The 16466-nt window shown below is 74.5% G+C and carries 19 protein-coding genes; 10 read left to right on the top strand and 9 right to left on the bottom strand.

Features of this window, described 5'->3' with window-relative positions; translation table 11 throughout:
* The first annotated feature begins 161 nt into the window (after positions 1–161).
* Positions 162–1109: a class A beta-lactamase gene (gene bla / locus AB0I72_RS04255; protein ID WP_358562869.1), complete on the top strand. Its 948-nt coding sequence runs from the start codon at positions 162–164 to the stop codon at positions 1107–1109.
* A gap of 71 nt (positions 1110–1180) precedes the next feature.
* On the opposite strand, the gene AB0I72_RS04250 is transcribed toward bla, so the two are convergent.
* Positions 1181–2080 (bottom strand): LysR family transcriptional regulator, encoded by a 900-nt coding sequence (locus tag AB0I72_RS04250; protein WP_358562867.1) that lies wholly within the window; start codon positions 2078–2080, stop codon positions 1181–1183.
* A 106-nt stretch (positions 2081–2186) separates the two neighbouring features.
* On the opposite strand from AB0I72_RS04250, the gene AB0I72_RS04245 reads away from it, so the two are divergent.
* Entirely contained in the window at positions 2187–3227 is a 1041-nt protein-coding gene (locus AB0I72_RS04245) for an EamA family transporter (protein WP_358562865.1), read from the top strand.
* Here the strand turns inward: AB0I72_RS04245 and AB0I72_RS04240 are convergent.
* Positions 3167–3331, bottom strand: coding sequence for a hypothetical protein (locus AB0I72_RS04240; RefSeq protein WP_358562863.1), 165 nt, complete (start codon positions 3329–3331; stop codon positions 3167–3169). The genes AB0I72_RS04245 and AB0I72_RS04240 overlap by 61 nt on opposite strands.
* A gap of 178 nt (positions 3332–3509) precedes the next feature.
* Here AB0I72_RS04240 and folP point away from each other — a divergent pair, with 178 nt between their 5' ends.
* The 3 genes from folP to AB0I72_RS04225 are packed head-to-tail and all read left to right on the top strand — an operon-like array spanning position 3510 to position 5858.
* Positions 3510–4370, top strand: coding sequence for a dihydropteroate synthase (gene folP / locus AB0I72_RS04235; RefSeq protein ID WP_358562861.1), 861 nt, complete (start codon positions 3510–3512; stop codon positions 4368–4370).
* 10 nt (positions 4371–4380) lie between these two features.
* A complete protein-coding gene (locus AB0I72_RS04230) occupies positions 4381–5103 on the top strand; it encodes a hypothetical protein (protein ID WP_358562859.1) in 723 nt (240 codons plus the stop codon).
* Positions 5082–5858 (top strand): pyrimidine reductase family protein, encoded by a 777-nt coding sequence (locus AB0I72_RS04225; RefSeq protein WP_358562857.1) that lies wholly within the window; start codon positions 5082–5084, stop codon positions 5856–5858. Before AB0I72_RS04230 ends, AB0I72_RS04225 begins: the two co-directional genes overlap by 22 nt.
* Before the next feature lie 9 nt (positions 5859–5867).
* On the opposite strand, the gene AB0I72_RS04220 is transcribed toward AB0I72_RS04225, so the two are convergent.
* The 5 genes from AB0I72_RS04220 to AB0I72_RS04200 all read right to left on the bottom strand — a co-directional run bounded on the left by AB0I72_RS04220 (position 5868) and on the right by AB0I72_RS04200 (position 9778).
* Positions 5868–6956, bottom strand: a complete 1089-nt coding sequence (locus AB0I72_RS04220) for a PrsW family glutamic-type intramembrane protease (RefSeq protein ID WP_358562855.1) — start codon at positions 6954–6956, stop codon at positions 5868–5870.
* Entirely contained in the window at positions 6953–7567 is a 615-nt protein-coding gene (locus AB0I72_RS04215; protein WP_358562853.1) for a hypothetical protein, read from the bottom strand. The genes AB0I72_RS04220 and AB0I72_RS04215 overlap by 4 nt, the downstream gene beginning before the upstream one ends.
* Positions 7568–7669: 102 nt before the next feature.
* Positions 7670–8302, bottom strand: coding sequence for an ABATE domain-containing protein (locus AB0I72_RS04210; protein WP_358562851.1), 633 nt, complete (start codon positions 8300–8302; stop codon positions 7670–7672).
* Between the two features lie 37 nt (positions 8303–8339).
* The gene (locus AB0I72_RS04205; RefSeq protein WP_358562849.1) at positions 8340–9248 is read right to left on the bottom strand and encodes a pyridoxamine 5'-phosphate oxidase family protein; all 909 of its coding nucleotides are present in this window, start codon (positions 9246–9248) and stop codon (positions 8340–8342) included.
* A gap of 77 nt (positions 9249–9325) precedes the next feature.
* On the bottom strand, positions 9326–9778 hold the full coding sequence (locus AB0I72_RS04200; protein ID WP_358562847.1) for a VOC family protein: 453 nt from the start codon (positions 9776–9778) through the stop codon (positions 9326–9328).
* 173 nt (positions 9779–9951) lie between these two features.
* Between AB0I72_RS04200 and AB0I72_RS04195 the strand changes: the two genes are divergently transcribed.
* Entirely contained in the window at positions 9952–10506 is a 555-nt protein-coding gene (locus tag AB0I72_RS04195; RefSeq protein WP_358562845.1) for a CGNR zinc finger domain-containing protein, read from the top strand.
* A gap of 10 nt (positions 10507–10516) precedes the next feature.
* Here AB0I72_RS04195 and AB0I72_RS04190 read toward each other — a convergent pair whose 3' ends face one another.
* Both AB0I72_RS04190 and AB0I72_RS04185 read right to left on the bottom strand, forming a co-directional pair.
* Positions 10517–10780: a hypothetical protein gene (locus AB0I72_RS04190; protein WP_358562843.1), complete on the bottom strand. Its 264-nt coding sequence runs from the start codon at positions 10778–10780 to the stop codon at positions 10517–10519.
* A gap of 343 nt (positions 10781–11123) precedes the next feature.
* The gene (locus tag AB0I72_RS04185; protein WP_358562841.1) at positions 11124–12074 is read right to left on the bottom strand and encodes an aldo/keto reductase; all 951 of its coding nucleotides are present in this window, start codon (positions 12072–12074) and stop codon (positions 11124–11126) included.
* 295 nt (positions 12075–12369) lie between these two features.
* Between AB0I72_RS04185 and AB0I72_RS04180 the strand changes: the two genes are divergently transcribed.
* The 4 genes from AB0I72_RS04180 (at position 12370) to AB0I72_RS04165 (ending at position 16301) form a co-directional block, all read left to right on the top strand.
* The gene (locus AB0I72_RS04180; RefSeq protein WP_358562839.1) at positions 12370–13248 is read left to right on the top strand and encodes a MetQ/NlpA family ABC transporter substrate-binding protein; all 879 of its coding nucleotides are present in this window, start codon (positions 12370–12372) and stop codon (positions 13246–13248) included.
* Between the two features lie 362 nt (positions 13249–13610).
* Entirely contained in the window at positions 13611–14660 is a 1050-nt protein-coding gene (locus tag AB0I72_RS04175; protein WP_358562837.1) for an ABC transporter substrate-binding protein, read from the top strand.
* An 8-nt stretch (positions 14661–14668) separates the two neighbouring features.
* Positions 14669–15439: an ABC transporter ATP-binding protein gene (locus tag AB0I72_RS04170; RefSeq protein ID WP_358562835.1), complete on the top strand. Its 771-nt coding sequence runs from the start codon at positions 14669–14671 to the stop codon at positions 15437–15439.
* Positions 15432–16301: an ABC transporter permease subunit gene (locus AB0I72_RS04165; RefSeq protein WP_358562833.1), complete on the top strand. Its 870-nt coding sequence runs from the start codon at positions 15432–15434 to the stop codon at positions 16299–16301. The genes AB0I72_RS04170 and AB0I72_RS04165 overlap by 8 nt, the downstream gene beginning before the upstream one ends.
* The last annotated feature ends 165 nt before the right edge of the window (positions 16302–16466 follow it).

The raw sequence follows: 16466 nt of genomic DNA, 5'->3' as shown, positions 1-16466 counted from the left end.
GGACAGCATGACCCGGTCTGGGTGAGGATTCGGCGTACGGGCCCTCCGGCGGGGGTGTGCGTGTGCGCGCGGCACGCACGCCCCATCCGGACGCCGCCGGTCGGCGGCGGGGCCCGGCCCATCGGCACACCCCACCATCGGGGAAGGAAGGCGCACACGCCATGTCGCATCACCTGTCTCGTATCGCCGGCACCGCGGCGGTCGCCGCGTTGGCCCTCGTCCCGCTGGTCGGCTGCGCGACGACCGGCGAGGCCGCCCCCCAGAGCTCCGCGTCGCCCTCGTCCGCGCCGTCGGCCTCGGAGGAGTACGCGGAGCGGTTCGCCGCCCTGGAGGAGCGGTACGACGCCCGGCTCGGCGTCTTCGCGGTCGACACCGGGACCGAGGAGACGCTCGCGCACAACGCCGACGACCGGTTCGCCTACGCCTCCACGCACAAGGCGTTCTCGGCCGCCGCGGTGCTGCGGCGCAGTTCGGACGAGGATCTGGAGCGGGTCATCACCTACTCGGAGGAGGACCTGCAGGAGTACGCCCCGGTCGCGGAGGAGAACCTCGGGACCGGGCTGACCCTGCTGGAGGTCTGCGACGCCGCCGTCCGCCACAGCGACAACACCGCCGCCAACCTGCTCTTCGACGAGCTGGGCGGACCGAGCGGCCTCCAGGAGGAGCTCCGGGAGATCGGCGACGAGGTCACGCACGTCGACCGCGTGGAACCCGACCTCAACGAGGCCGTGCCGGGCGACGTCCGCGACACCAGCACGCCGCGCGCCATGGCCACCACCCTGCGCGCGTACACCCTCGGGGACGTCCTGCCGGAGGACCGGCGGGAGATCCTCGTCGACCTGCTCCGGCGCAACCTCACGGGCGACACCGTGATCCGGGCCGGCGTCCCCGACGACTGGACGGTCGGCGACAAGACCGGCTCGGCCGGGTACGGCGGCCGCAACGACATCGCGGTGCTCTGGCCGCCGAAGGGCGACCCGATCGTCCTGGCGGTGATGAGCAGCCGTGACGTCGAGGACGCCGAACGCGACGACGCGCTGATCGCCGACGCCGCCGCGATCGTGGTCGAGGCGATGGGTGGAGGCGTGCCCGGCGGACGGGCGGACTGACCCCCCTCCGGGGCGGCCCCGAGCGGCCGCCCCGGTCACCGGCGAACCGCACTTCTGGCGCCCGGGTGCGGTCACAGCGCCCGGGCGTGCTCCCTGAGGACGCGGACCGCCTCGGCGACGGCGGGTCGGCGCGACGTGCCCTCCCGCCACAGCACGGACACGCCGCGGACCGGGGCGGGGTCCAACGGCCGCACCACCACGGAGTCGGGGAGGGCGCCCCGGCCCAGACGCGGGACCATGGCGATGCCCAGCCCGGCCTCGACCAAGGCGATCTGGGTCCGGAACTCGCCCACCAGGTGCGCGACGTCAGGCTCCACCCCCGCCGCGCGCAGGGTGCGCATGAGCCAGTCGTGGCACACCGTCCCCGGCGGCTGGCAGATCCAGCGGGCGGTGGCGACGTCCTCGCGGCTCAGGACGGGGCGGTCCACGAGCGGGTGGGCCGGGGGCAGCAGGACGTCGCACACGTCCCGCCCGATGCCGAGCCGGGTCACCCCCTCCGGGACGGACATCGGCGCGATGTCCCAGTCGTGCACCACGGCCAGGTCCACGACCCCCTGGGCGACCATGCGCGGGGTGGCGTGCGGGTCCTCCTCGATCAGCCGCGGATCGAGCGCGGGATGGGCCGCGGCCAGCTCCGCCAGCACACCGGGGAGCAGCCCCCGGGCGGCGGTGGCGAACGCGGCCACGGTCAGCCTTCCGCTGGGCCTGCCGCGCCGCTCCTCCAGGGCGACCTCGGCCTCCTCCACCAGGGACAGGACGCGGGCCGCCGTGTCCACGAGCAGGTCCGCGGCGTCGGTGAGCACGACCCCGCGCCCCCGCCGCTCCAGGAGGGTGGCGCCGGTCTCGCGTTCGAGCTTGGCCACCTGCTGGGAGACGGCCGACGGGGTGTAGCCGAGCGCCTCGGCCGCGGCGCCGACGGAGCCGTGGACGCGCACGGCGTGCAGGGCGCGGAGCCTGGACAGGTCGAGCACGGGACCACCTTCTCGCGGGAGTACGCGGACAATGTAGCAACGCTGAATCCAACCGTGCAGGAATCTTCGCTGGTGCTGAATCCACGGCGTCGGCATCATCGGATCCATGCGTCCCGTTCACAGCGCCCTCGCCGTGCTCGTCGCGGCCGTGTGGGGGCTCAACTTCGTCGTCATCGAGGTCGGCCTCGACCACTTCCCGCCACTGCTGTTCTCCGCCCTGCGCTTCCTCGTGGCGGCGGTCCCGGCGGTGTTCCTCGTGCGCCGCCCCGGTGTCGCGCTCAGGTGGATCGTCCTGGTGGGGCTGCTGCTGGGGGTGGCGAAGTTCGGCCTCGTCTTCACCGGGATGCACCTGGGCATGCCCGCCGGGCTCACCTCGCTGGTGCTGCAGGTCCAGGCCGTGTTCACCGCGCTGCTGGCCGTGGTGTTCCTGCGGGAACGGTTGGGGCCGTGGCGCTACGCGGGGATGGCGGTGGCGCTGGGCGGGATCGGGGTGGCCGCCTACGACCAGGGCGCCTCGGGGCCGATGACCGCGTTCCTCATGGTCGTGGGCGCCGCCGCGTTCTGGGGCCTGGCCAACGTCGTCACCCGCCGCGCCGCTCCGCCGGACGCCCTGAGCTGGATGGTCTGGGTCAGCCTCGTGCCGCCGCTGCCGCTGTTCGCGCTCTCCCTCCTCGTCGAGGGTCCCGAGGCGGGCCTGGCGGCGCTGCGGGGGCTGGACCCGGCGGGAGTGGGCACGATCGTCTTCGTGGCCTGGATCGCCACGGTGTTCGGCTTCGGCGCCTGGGGGTTCCTGCTCGGCCGCTACGACGCGTCGGCGGTGGCGCCGTTCTCGCTCCTGGTGCCGGTGTTCGGCATGGCCTCGTCGGCGCTGCTGCTGGGGGAGGAGTTCACCCCGCTGAGCTGGGCCGCGGCCGCGCTCCTGGTGGGCGGGGTCGCCCTGACCTCGCTCACCGTCCGCGCGCCGAGGTCCGCACCAGCCTCCGCCTGCGCCTGCGGGCCCGAGCGTGGCCCCAGACCCGATCCCGACGAGGCCACCGGTTCCCGGCCCGTCGTCCCGTCCGCGTCCTCCGCCTGCTCACCGACCGGTCACCCCTCGGGGGCCCAGGGACGCGTCCGCGGGACCCAGGCGGGCACGGACGCGCGGTAGGCCTCGTACTCGGCGCCGAACCGCCGCAGCAGCGACGGCTCCTCGTACCAGCGCACGACCGACGCCGCGAGCGCCCACACCGGGGCGGCGGTCCGCGTGCGCATACCACCAACGTAACCTGCCGTCGGAGGGGGCGACATGACCGACGCCGAGCGCGGGCCCGACCGTCCCGGGCCGCCGCCGGTCCGACCGTGCCCTAGGGTGGGCCGCTGGGAGGGCATGGAACGACATGAGACTCGAACACCGCGGGGGGACGCGCGTCCCGGGAGAGGTGGTCGGCGGGTGCTGAGACTGCGGGGTCGGGAGTACGGTCCGGACTCGACACTGGTCATGGCGATCGTGAACCGGACCCGGGACTCCTTCTACGACAACGGCGCCACCTGGGACGACGCGCCCGCGTTCGAGCGCGTGCGCGCGGTCGTGGCCGAGGGCGCCGACATCGTCGACATCGGCGGGGTCAAGGCCGGGCCCGGCGACGAGGTCGACGCCGAGGAGGAGAAGCGCCGCACGGTGGATTTCGTGGCGGCCGTCCGCGCTGAGTTCCCCGACCTGGTCATCAGCGTCGACACCTGGCGCGCGTCGGTGGGCCGCGCCGTCTGCGAGGCCGGGGCCGACCTGCTCAACGACGCCTGGGGCGGCCACGACCCCGAGCTGGCCGAGGTCGCCGCCGAGTTCGGCGTGGGCCTGGTGTGCACCCACACCGGCGGACTCACCCCCCGGACCGGCCCCCTGCGCCCCTCCTACGACGACGTCGTGCGCGCCGCGATCGACGAGACCGCGGCGCTCGCCGAGCGCGCCGTGGCGCTGGGCGTGGACCCGCGCTCGGTGCTCATCGACCCGGCGCACGACTTCAACAAGAACACCTGGCACTCGTTGGAGCTCACCCGCAGGCTCGACGAGATGACCGCCACCGGGTGGCCGGTGCTGGTCGCGCTCTCCAACAAGGACTTCGTCGGCGAGACCCTCGACCTTCCGGTGGGGGAGCGGCTGACCGGCACCCTCGCCGCGACCGCCGTGTGCGCCTGGCACGGGGCCCGGGTCTACCGGGTCCACGAGGTCACCCCGACCCGACAGGTGCTCGACATGGTCTCCGCCATCCGGGGCGTGACGCCTCCGGCCCGGACGGTGCGGGGACTGGCGTGAGGAGGAACGCGTGATCGTCGCGACCGCGGTGTGCCCGCACCCGCCCCTGCTGCTGCGGGAGCTCACCGGCGCCCAGGACCCCGCGGCCGACCTGCGCGGGGTCTGCGAGTCGGCGGTGGCCGCCCTGCTGGCCGTCCCCGGGCTGGACGTGGTCGTCGTCGTGGGCGGCGCCGACACCTCCCGTGACCGGGTGGCGGGACGGGTCCCGGTACGCGTCTACGGCGGGGACGCACGGGCGCTCGCCGCGGGCGGGGCCGAGCCGACCGGGGACACCGGGCTCCTCCCGCTGAGCCTGGGCGTCGCGCGGCGCCTGTTCGACGCGGTTGGCGCCGACGTCCCCGTCGAGACGGCCACCGTCGCCTGGGACGCCCCGCCGGAGGAGGTCGACCGCGTCGCCCGGGCGGTCGCCGGGCGGGCCGACCGCGTCGGCCTGCTGGTCATGGGCGACGGCGGCGCCCGCTGGGGGGTGTACGCCCCCGGGCACCTGGACACCGCCCCGGTCGACGTCGACGAGGTCGTGCGCCGGGCCCTGGCGGACGGCGACACCGGCGCGCTGGCCGACCTGGACGTGGACCAGGCCGTCGCCCAGCGGGTGTCCGGGCGCGCCGCGTTCCAGGTGATGGCCGCGGCCGTGGCGCTGGGCGGGACCAGCGTCGGATCGGAGCTCCTGTACGCCGACGCCCCCTTCGGCGTCACCTACTTCGTGGCGGTGTGGTCGTGCGCCTCCTCCTGAACGACGTCGCGCCCGGCGTGGCCGGCCCCGGCGACCCCCTGGGCCCCGACGCCCTGGAACGGCTCTACGCCTACCCCGACGTGACCGGGCGTCCGTGGGTGCGGGCGAACATGGTGGCGACCCTGGACGGCGCCGCCGCGGGCAACGACGGCAGGACCGGCTCCATCAACACCGACGCCGACCTCGTCGTCTACACGCTCCTGCGCGACCTGGCCGACGTGATCCTGGTCGGCGCGGGGACGGCCCGCACCGAGGGCTACCGGCGCACCCCCGCGCGGTCGGCGGGCTTCCGGGAGCGCGCCGCGGCCGAGGGGCGGCCGACCAGCCCGGTGACGGCCGTGGTCAGCGGGGCGGCCCAGGTGCCGCCGCTGCTCGCCGCCGACGAACCCGACCACGGCGACGCCCTCCTGGTCACCTGCGCGGGCGCGGGAGAGGAGGCGCTCGACCGGGCGCGCCGCGTCCTGGGCCCCGACCGGGTGATCGTGGTCGGCGGGGACGCCGTCGACCTGCCCGCGGCCGTCGACGCGCTGCACGCCCGCGGCCTGTCGCGGATCCTGTGCGAGGGCGGCCCCCGCCTGCTCAGGGACGTGGCCGCGGCCGACGCGCTCGACGAACTGTGCCTGACCGTGGTCCCGCTGCTGGCGGCGGGCGTGCAGCAGCGCGTGACCTCGGGGGCGGGCGTGGACCGGACGCTGGTGCCCCGGCTGGTGGTCGAACAGGACGGCACCCTGCTGCACCGGTGGATGCGCCCCTAGCAGCGGCTCTCACGCCTCGTGGCGTGCGGCCCGCTCCTCGGCGGCCGCCAGGATCCGCTCCTGGCGGTCCACCACGGCGGGCTGTTCGGGGCGCGCGACGGCCTGGGCGGCCCGGCGCCGACCCTGGCGCGTGGCCAGGGCGACGGCCGCCGAGCGCCGCATCCCCACGGCCGCGCCCTCGTCGGCGAGCGCGCGCCGCACCCGGCGGCGGTAGGCGTGCCGCACCAGGACGTACACGGCCATGGTGCTGCCGAAGATGAGCGCGACCTTCACCAGCACGGCGACCAGCCCCTGACCGAAGAGGGGCGAGTCGAGCAGCCAGTGCTGGGCGACGGCGAGCAGCACGAGCAGGGCCGCCCCGACCGCGCGCCGCCGGTCGGGCCGCCAACCGGCGGCGGCCAGCAGTCCGACGGCGGTCCCGGCCACGGCCGACATCGCCCAGTGCGACCCCAGACCCGTGAGGCCGACGCGCACGACGGTCGTCGTCACGACCGACAGCGCCGGGGCGGTGGCGCCGGACTGGGTGATGGCCTGGAACCCGTAGATGAGGTTCTCCGTGACCTCGAAGCCGAGCCCGACCAGGGCGCCGAGCACGAAGCCGTCGACGGGGCCGCGCAGGGCGTGCGGGAGGATGACCGCGACCAGGACGATCCCCGCGAGCTTGAGCAGCTCCTCGTTGACCGGCGCGGTCAGCGCCGCGCCCCAGACACCCGTCGCCTCCAGCCCCAGGACGTTGTTCCAGAGCCCGCTGAGACCTCCGTTGGCGACGATCCCCGTCCCCGTGGCGGCGGTCAGCCCCCACACCGTGGCGAGCACGCTGGCGGTCGGGTCGGGCGGGCGCACCGGTCGGATCTGGCGCAGGATCCAGAACCCGAACGCGAACGTCGCCACCGCGAACACCAGGGAGAGCGCCGACGCCCACGGGAAGACCAGGACGCGCACGGAGAGCTGGACCACCAGGACGGCGAGTCCCGCCAGGCAGGCCAGCGCGAACACGGCGGCGCCCACGAGGGCGGGCAGCCGGGCGCCGGGCGGGCGCTGGCCGGGGAACGCGCGGGTGCGGGCCGTGTCGCGGGGCTCGCGTGGTGCGTGGCTCATGCGGACTCCTCCTCGGTGAACGCCACCGAGCGCACGACGTCCCCGACCGAGGCCAGGTCCGCCGGGGTGGCGTCCGCCCCGGCCAGGATCATCTCCACGGCGAACGCGCCGTCGGGGGAGGGGTAGACGGCGGCCACGCCCTCCTCGCGGCCGAGCAGGGGGCCCGTCAGCCCGGGTGTCCCGTCGTCGGCGGTCACGGGGACGGGGTCGCCCAGGTGCGCGCCGAGGTCGTCGGTGCGCACGATCCGGCCCAGCCCCTGCCAGAGGTCGGTGGCGCCGGGCGGCGTCTCCTCCGGGGGGACGACGGAGCGGACGGTCAGCTCGACCGGGCCCCGGGTGAACAGGTACGTCCGGTCGGCCGCGCTGGCGTCGGGGTGCAGCGTCCACCCGCCGCGGTCGAAGGTCAGCGCGGCCTCGTACCCGCCCGCGGCGCCGATCCGCATCGCCTGACCGGAGCGGACGGCCTCGGTGCGGGGCAGGATCGCGTTCAGCACCGGCCAGACGGTGACCAGCAGGGCCACCACCGCCGTGGCCGCGCCCAACGGGACCCAGGCGCTCCGTGCGGGGGGTGACGGCGCCGCCTCGGGATCCCGCTCGTCCGTGTCCGCCATGGCGCCCCCTCCGCGTCCGCCGTTCCGTGCCACTCCAGCGAAACACTCGGGTGTGCGCGCGAAGCGGAGGAAATGAGGACTTGGCGCACGTTTGCTCGGATTTCACCTGCCCGGGGACGGGTCGGACGGTCGGGGTCCGCCCGACGCCCGCCCGTGGCGTGCCACCCGCACCCGGTTGCCGCACGCCGTCGAACACCACGCGCGACGCGGATGGGTGCGCAGGTAGAACCGGACGCAGCCCGGGGCCGGGCAGGAGCGCAGGAGTTCGCGGTCGGGGCCGGTGAGGAGGCCGACGGCGGCCCGCGCGACGCGGGAGTGCGCGGCGCGGACCGGGTCGGCGGCGTCGGTGCGGTGCACGGGCGGCCCGTACCCGGCGGGCGGGAGTTCGACCCAGTCGGCGGTGGCGCGGGCGGCCCCGTTCACGGCGGCCACGTCCTCCGGGGCGGCCTCCGTCCCCGCGACCGCGGCCGTGGCGATCCGGCGCAGGGCGTCGCGCAGCGCCACGAAGGACGCGAGCGCCCGTTCTCCCTCCGGGCCCTCGTCCACGGTGCTGGGGGCGCTGAGGCCGAGCACCGCGGCGTGCTCGTCGAGCCACGCGCCCAGACGCCCCGGGCCGGCGAGGGAGTCGACCAGGCGACCGCGCCTGCCGCCCCGGACGAAGACGGTGTTGACCAGGTCGATCGCTGGGTGCTCCCCCCGGGCGGGAACGTCGGCCGCGCGGCTCGGGACAGTCATGCCCCGACCGTACCGGAGGCCGGTTCGAGGGTCCGGGTCAGCTCGGAGCGGCGACCGCGACCGGCGGGTTGGCGCGGGAGTACTCGGGCTCCCCGGGGGACAGGAGCCCCGCGCGCGGTGTGGCGAGGACCTCCGCCACCGCGAACTCGACCGACCGCTGGGCCCCGGGCGAGTCGTCCGCCCAGCGGACCCGGGCCGTGCCCGTGATCTGGAGCAGGTCACCGGTCGCCCAGTCGGGGACGAGCAGTCCGGCGCGGCCGTCGGACCAGAGGTTGCCCAGGGTCATGAACATGGCGTTGCCGACGTAGTCCGGCCAGCTGAGCAGCCGTGGCGAGTGGACCGTCACGAACCCGGGGTTCCCGCCCCTGTGACTGGCGTCGGCCGCTCCCGTGTCGCTGACGGTCGCCACGAAGAAGGTGTCGGCCCGGCGCAGGAGCCGCTGCTGGTCGGCGCTCAGCCGGTCGTCGCGGCGCGGGGTGTCGCCGTCCGTCGGGACGGCGGGCTCCAACGTCCGCCGCTGGATGTACTTCGGGCAGTTGGCGTAGACCTGGTCGGCGGTCAGGCGCAGGCCCGCGGAGCCGGCGCGGTGCGCCGTGCCGTTGACGCGCATGCGGCGCCGGGCGGCCGGGTCGAGGGCGATCGCGCCGATCTGGACGGGACGGTCGTCGAACACCCCGGCCAGCGGGTCGCCCGACCGGGGCACGGCGGCGATGTCGACGGTGTGGTCGTCCTCGGTCCGGAGGAACCCGGGCGCGCCGGTCAGCAGCGACGCCCACACGCGCCCGCGTTCGTCGCTCGCGCCCAGGACGAACACGCGCTGCGCGGCGAGGAACCGCGCGGCGACGGCGGGGATGGAGTCGCGGATCGACCGGCCCGAGTGGTCGGCCGCCTCGGGCAGGCCGCTGCGGTGCTGGACCGCCCGCTCCCCCGGGTGGTAGGTGGACATGTCGCCGCCCCTTCCTTGCGTGGAGGGCACGGCGCCCCGAGGGGCGGGGCGCCGTGCGCGGGTGGGATGTCGAGCGTCTAGAAGAAACCGCAGGTCGGGGCGGCGGCCACGGGGGCCTTGGCGTCCTCGGCGCCGGTGGGGGCGTAGATCTCCAGGCGGATGCCGTCGGGGTCGTGGAAGAACACGCCGCCGGAGGAGGCGCCCTCGCCGTGCGGGACCACGCCGTCGTAGGCGAACTCGACGGCCGCCTCCAGGAGCCGCGCCTCGGCGGCGCGGACCTCGTCGACCGACTCCACCTGGAAGGACAGGTGGTGCAGGCCCGCCACGTCCGCGCGGAACCGCTCCGCGCTCTGCCGCCACAGCGTCAGCACGAGCTGCCCGTCCTGGCCGAGGAAGGCGAACTCGCGGCCCTTCTCCTCGCCGCGGCCGATCACCTCGAATCCGAGGACGCGTTCGTAGAAGTCCAGGGACCGCGTGATGTCGGTGACGTTCAGACCCACGTGTCCGGTCTTCAGGCTGGTGCGTGCCATGGCACACCTCTCCGCTCAGGGGTTCGCCCGGTCTGTCTAACCGGCGAAAGAGACTTTAGAGGTTATGTCCAGAATGTGCAACCCTTGAAATCGCGTTTACTGGTTAGACGGCTTCCTGGTACGATCCGGGCGGTCCCGCGCACGCGGACCAACGGCGCACGGAGTGGGGGACGATGGCTTCGACGGTCAGCAGGCGGCGACCGCTCGTCGGCGAACCGGTCGCCATGGACCTGCTCAACACGCGCTGGGTGCAGGGCGCGACCGTCCACGACCTGCTCGACGGAGTGGAGGGGTTGCGTCAGTGGCTCGGTGAGGCGGGGCTGGACGCGCGGTTCGACGCCGACCCCACCACGCTGGAGCGGGCCCTGTTCGCCCGCGACGCCCTGGCCGTGCTGGTGGACACGCCCGCCGACGCCGAGGCCGCCGCGCGGCTCAACGAGGTCCTCGGCCACGGCGCGGTGCGCAGGGCGCTGCGTGACGGCGCACCGGCGGTCACCGTCGAGTTCGACGATCCCTCCTGGGGCCCCGCCTGGACCGCGGCCGCCGACTACCTCGACCTGCTCGACTCGCCGGACCGCGTCCGCGGGTGCGCCAACCCCGCCTGCGTCCTGCACTTCTTCGACACGTCCAGGAACGGCACGCGCCGCTGGTGTTCCATGGCAGGGTGCGGCAACCGGGCCAAGGCCGCGCGGCACCACGCCCGCACCCGGGGAGCGGAGAACGCCTGACCCGCTCCGGTCACGTTCCGGGCGGGCCGCGGTCGTCCGGAGGGGGTTCGTCGTCCCCGCGGCCGGTCCACCGGTCCCGCTCCCCGGGCTCCTCCCACCCGGTCGGGTACCGCCGTCCGTCCGGCTCCTCGGTCCAGCAGTCCGGCGAGCGCACGTTCCGCCGCGCGCGTGCCTCTTCGAGGCTGAGGAGCGCGATGACGAGGAGGATCAGCACGACCGGGACGGCCAGTGCCGCCAACACGCCGATCAGCCATCCGAGTGTCGGCCACTCCATGGTCCCTCCCCCGCTCGGGAGATGGGCCCCTTGGGTACCCGGTGTCCCCGGGGGCAAACTCCGGCCGCGTTTCCGCGCCGCGCGCGGCGGGTAGCCCGACCTACATCCCCGCCCTGACGTCCAGGGAGGAGGGCGGACCATGATCACACGCTCTCGGGGCGCGGCCCCGCGCTATCCCGACCCGATGCCGCCGGAGCCGTTCCCTCCGACGCCCGTGCCGACGCCTCCGCCCGCCCCGGAGCCGCCGAGGCCGCCGGGTCCCATCCCCGAGCCGCCTGGGCCCGAGCCCGAGCCGGAACCGGCCTGAACGGGGTCCGCCGCGCGGTGGACCCCGCACGACGGGTCAGGCGGACGCCTCCGTCAGCCGCGCCGACTCGTCCCCGGTCAGCTCCAGGCCGATGACCGGGAGCAGGTCCTGCACCTGGGCCAGGTCGCGCGCGCTCGCGATCGCCGACGTCACGCCAGGACGGTCGGCCAGCCACGCCAGGGCGACGGCCGCCGACGCCACGCCGCGCTCGGCCGAGACCTCCTCCAGGGCCGCCAGCACGCGCTCGCCGCGCGGGTGGTCGAGGTAGGAGCGGGCGCTGGCCGCGCGCGGACTGTCCACGTCGGCGCCGCCCGGCTGGTACTTGCCGGTGAGGAAGCCCTTGGCCAGGCCGAAGTACGGCAGCAGGGCCAGGCCCCGCTCCCGTGCGAGGGGGACCAGGTCCGCCTCGATGCCGCGCTCCACCAGGTTGTAGTGCGGCTGGACGCACACCGGGGCGTGCAGTCCCCGGTCCGCGCAGACGTCCAGCCACTCCCGGATCCGGTCGGGGCGGTGGTTGGACAGCCCGATGGCGCGGATGACGCCCTCGTCGACCAGGGACGAGAAGGCCTCCGCGCTCTCGGCCAGCGGGGTGTCGTGGTCGTCGAAGTGCGCGTAGTACAGGTCGATGGTCTCCACGCCCAGCCGCTTGAGCGAGGCGTGCGCCGCCGCGCGGACGTTGGCGCCGGACAGGCCGCGGAACTCGGGGTGCTGGCTGACCTTGGTCGCGATGACCAGGTCGTCGGGGCGCCCGCGCTGGTCCAGCCAGGCGCCGATGACGGTCTCCGACTCACCGCCCCGGTGGCCCTCGGCCCACGCGGAGTAGGAGTCAGCCGTGTCGACGATGGTCCCTCCGGCCGCCACGTAGGCGTCCAGGATCCGGAACGAGGCCGCCTCGTCGGCGGTCCACCCGAAGACGTTGCCGCCCAGGCAGAGTCGGGAGACGCGGAGGTCGGACCGGCCGAGCGGCCGGAGTCTGGTGTCGTTCATGCTCACCGTTCTCGCAGGGGGTCGGTGGTCGCGGTCAGCTTAGGACACGCCGAGTCCGCAGGACAGGCATTTCCACCGGAGCTGCGGCGGTCGGCGGTGAGCACGCTTCATCGGATCGTCCTCGTGTGGGACATCCCACCTTCTGAGCTGGGTGGAACGTAATTCCCTACCAAAAGGGTGGGATAGCCTCGTTCCAGGCACACCCACAGGTGTCCCGGCAGCACGGGCGACCGGAGCTCCACCGGCCCCGGACCCCTCCTCGGTCCGCCACCCCACGATCACGAAGGAGCGCACCATGCGCATGACCCCGACCGTCATCGGCGCCGCCGCCGTCACCCTGGCGCTCTCCGCCTGCGGTGCTCCCAGCGAGCAGGCCGCCAGCGAGGCCGCCGAGGCCGGGGCGCTCCGGATCGGGGTGAGCCCCGTGCCGCACGGCGACATCCTCGCCTTCATCGACGAGAACCTCGCCGAGGAGGCCGGGCTGGACCTGCGGATCGAGGAGATCTCGGACTACAACACCCCCAACGCCGCCCTGGCCGAGGGTGAGCTGGACGCCAACTACTTCCAGCACCGCGCCTTCCTCGCCGAGTGGCAGGAGAACGGCCCCGACGCCGAGTTCGCCTACGTCACCGACGTGCACATCGAGCGGCTCGGCCTGTACTCGCAGGACGTCGAGTCCGTCGAGGACCTGCCCGAGGGCGCCGAGATCGCGGTCCCCAACGACCCGGCCAACCTCAACCGCGCCCTGCGCATCCTCGAGGCGGAGGGGCTCGTGGCCATCGACCCGGAGGCCGGTGAGACCGCCACCGAGAACGACATCACCGACAACCCGCGGGACCTCGTCGTCACCCCGCTGGAGGCCGCCCAGCTCCCGCGTTCGATCGCCGACGTGGACGCCGCGATCGTCAACGGCAACTACGCGATCGAGGCCGGGCTGACCGAGGACGCCAACGTCCTGGCCTGGGAGCCCGAGGGCGAGGACTACGTCCAGACCTACGCCAACGGCCTGGTGACCCTGGCGGAGAACGCCGAGGACGAGCGGATCGTCCAGCTGGTCGAGCTCCTGCACGACGAGCGCGTCCTGGAGTACATCGAGAGCACCTGGCAGGGTGTCGTCCTCCCGGTCGACGCCGACGGCGCGGTCGTCGAGTCCGCGGCCCCGGCCACCGAGTAACGGCCACGGGCGCGTCGCGCCCCACCGTGCCCCCCGCGAGGGTGGCGGAGTTCCCCGGCTCCGCCACCCTCATTTCGTGTTCCGGGGGAGTCGACGGTGTGTGATGCGGATCACGTTCGGGCGGCCGGTGTGTGCGATGGGCGGGCCGGGATGTGCGGCGCGTGGTCCGTACTCGGGGTGTCGTCCTCGCTCATGCGCCTGACCTGCGGTTTTCTTCAGGGGTGGGCTGTTCGGGGTGGCCGTCGCGGGCTGTTCGCGCTGGTCGCCGCCGTCGTGGCCCTTCTCGTGTCTGGGTTCCACAAAACCTACTTATTAAGTAGAGTTTCGTCAGACCTCGACAGCGGCCGGAAAGGGGCCCTCAGATGCGACCGCCCTCGCGCCCGACGGGAGCGCTCGCGGCCTGCGCGGCTCTGGCCCTGGCCGTCACCGGCTGCGGTGCGCTCGCGGAGGACGACGGGCCCTCCCTGACGCTCGGCTACTTCCCCAACATCACCCACGCCCCGGCCCTGGTCGGCGTGGAGCGGGGAACCTACGGCGACGCCCTCGGCGACGGCGTCGCCTTCGACACCCGGGTCTTCAACGCGGGCCCGGACGCGATCAACGCCGTGTTCTCCGGGGAGGTCGACGCCGCCTTCGTCGGCCCCAACCCCGCCGTGAACGGCTGGGCCCAGTCCGAGGGGCAGGCGCTGCGCGTCGTCGCCGGGGCGGCCTCCGGCGGGGCGGGCCTGGTCACCCGCCGGGACATCGAGACCGTCGACGACCTGCGCGGCGCCACCGTCGCCAGTCCGCAGCTCGGCAACACCCAGGACGTGGCCCTGCGCTCGTTCGCGGCCGACCAGGGCTGGGACGTGGACACCGCCGGAGGCGGCGACCTGTCCATCCTGCCGCAGGCGCCCGCCGAGATCGTGGACGCCTTCGACCTCGGCGAGATCGACGGCGCCTGGCTGCCCGAACCGCACCTGAGCCGCCTGCTCACCCGCGACGACGCCCACCTGCTCGTCGACGAGGCCGACACCTGGACCGAGACCGGCGGCGCCTTCGTCACCGCCCACCTGGTGGTCAGCTCCGAGTTCCTCGACCGCGAACCCGACCTGGTCGAGGACCTCCTGCGCGGCCACCTGACGACCGTCGACTGGATCAACGCCCACCCCGACGAGGCGCGGCGGGTGGCGGGCGACCACCTGGAGGCGATCACCGGCTCCCGGCTGCCGGACGAGATCGCCTCCGCGGCGTTCGACCGGATCACCTTCACCGTCGACCCCGTCGCCCCGTCGCTGTTCACCGGAGCCGAGCGCGCCGAGGCCGCCGGCCTGCTCGAACCCGTCGACCTGACCGGAATCTACGCCCTGGACCCGCTCGACGCCATCCTCGCCGAGGACGGCCGCGACCCGGTCTCCGGGCTGGAAGGCTGATGAGGCCCATGACCACCATCACCGACACCCCGACGCGCGTCAGCGCCGTGGAGGTCGACACGATCTCCAAGGTCTTCGGGACGGGCGCGGGCGCCGTGACCGCCATCGACGGCATGTCCGTCTCCGTCGGCCAGCACGAGTTCCTGTCGATCGTGGGCGCCTCCGGATGCGGGAAGAGCACCCTGCTCTCCCTGGTGGCCGGGCTGGACCGCCCGACCACCGGGAACGTGGACACGGCGGGCCACAGGGTGGCGATGATGTTCCAGGAGGCCGCGCTGTTCCCGTGGCTCACCGTGGGCGCCAACATCGAGGTCCCCATGAAGGTCAACGGCGTGCCCCGCGCCGAGCGCCGCGAACGCGTCGCCGAACTCCTGGAACTGGTCCGGCTCACCGGCTTCGCTCGCAAGCGCCCCCACGAGCTCTCGGGCGGCATGCGCCAGCGCGTGGCCATGGCCCGCGCCCTGGCCCAGGACGCCGACGTCCTGCTCATGGACGAACCGTTCGGCGCCCTGGACGCCATGACCCGGGACATCCTCCACGACGAACTGGAGCGGATCTGGCAGGAGCGGCGACTCACCGTCCTGTTCGTCACGCACAACGTCCGGGAGGCGGTGCGCCTGGGCGACCGGGTCGTCCTGCTCTCCAGCCGCCCCGGCCGGGTGATCGACGAGTTCCCGGTGGAGGGCGAGCGGCCCCGCCGGATCGACTCGGCGCTGATCGCCGGGCAGGCCGCGGTCATCACCGACCGACTCCGCCAGGAGGTCTCGCGCCATGCCTGACAGCGACACCCGGGACCGCCAGGTCCAGGGCCTCGACGCGCTCGAACTCCAGCCGGAGCGCGACCCGCGCGGCGCGGGCGAGGTGGCGCGGCGGATCTGGTCGTCGGCCTGGCCCAAGCTCGCCGCCGTGGCCGTGGTGCTCGTCGCCTGGCAGGCGGTCGTGTGGTCCGGATGGCGGTCGGAGTGGGTCTTCCCCGGCCCGGACCGGGTGCTGCCCGTCCTGTTCGAGGAGGTCACCACCGCGGAGTTCTGGGAGGCCGTGGGCGTCACCATGCGGCGCGCCCTGACGGGCTTCGCCCTGGCGCTGGTGGTCGGCGTCATCGTCGGTCTGGCGGTGGCCCAGGTGCGCCCGCTGCGGGTGGCCATCGGGTCGCTGATCACCGGCCTGCAGACGATGCCGTCCATCGTGTGGTTCCCGTTCGCGATGCTGCTGTACGGCATCAGCGAGTCGGCGATCATGTTCGTGATCATCCTCGGCGCCGCGCCGTCCATCGCGGGCGGACTGGTCTCGGGGATCGACTACGTGTCGCCGTCGCTGCTGCGGGCCGGACAGGTCATGGGGCTGCGCGGGATCCAGCGGTACCGGCTGCTCATCGTGCCCGCGGCGCTGCCGATGTTCGTCGGCGGGCTCAAGCAGGGATGGGCGTTCGCCTGGCGGTCGCTCATGGCCGGTGAGCTGCTCGTCATCATCAACCAGCAGAACTCCATCGGCTGGGCGCTGAGTCAGGCCCGTCAGCTCAACGACGCCGAGCGCCTGCTGAGCTACGTCGTCATCGTGCTGATCGTCGGCATCCTGATCGACGTGTTCTTCACCTGGGCGGACCGCTCGCTGCGGCGCCGCTGGGGCTTGGCCGCGGCCTGAGCGGGCCGCCCGCGTCCCGCCCCTCCACGACACACGGCCGCCGCCGCGCTAGTCTCGCGCGGCGGCGGGCGGCGGGGGGGGGCCGGGGCCCGGCGGGGGGGGGCGGCGGGCGGGCGTACACCCGGCGGGAACCCCCGCCCCCGCCGGGTAATAGCGGTTGGCGGG

The sequence above is a fragment of the Nocardiopsis sp. NPDC049922 genome (assembly GCF_040660275.1).
Taxonomy (GTDB): Bacteria; Actinomycetota; Actinomycetes; order Streptosporangiales; family Streptosporangiaceae; genus Nocardiopsis.
Note: the sequence above shows the minus strand (reverse complement) of the source record. Positions and strands in the feature narration are given on the sequence as shown.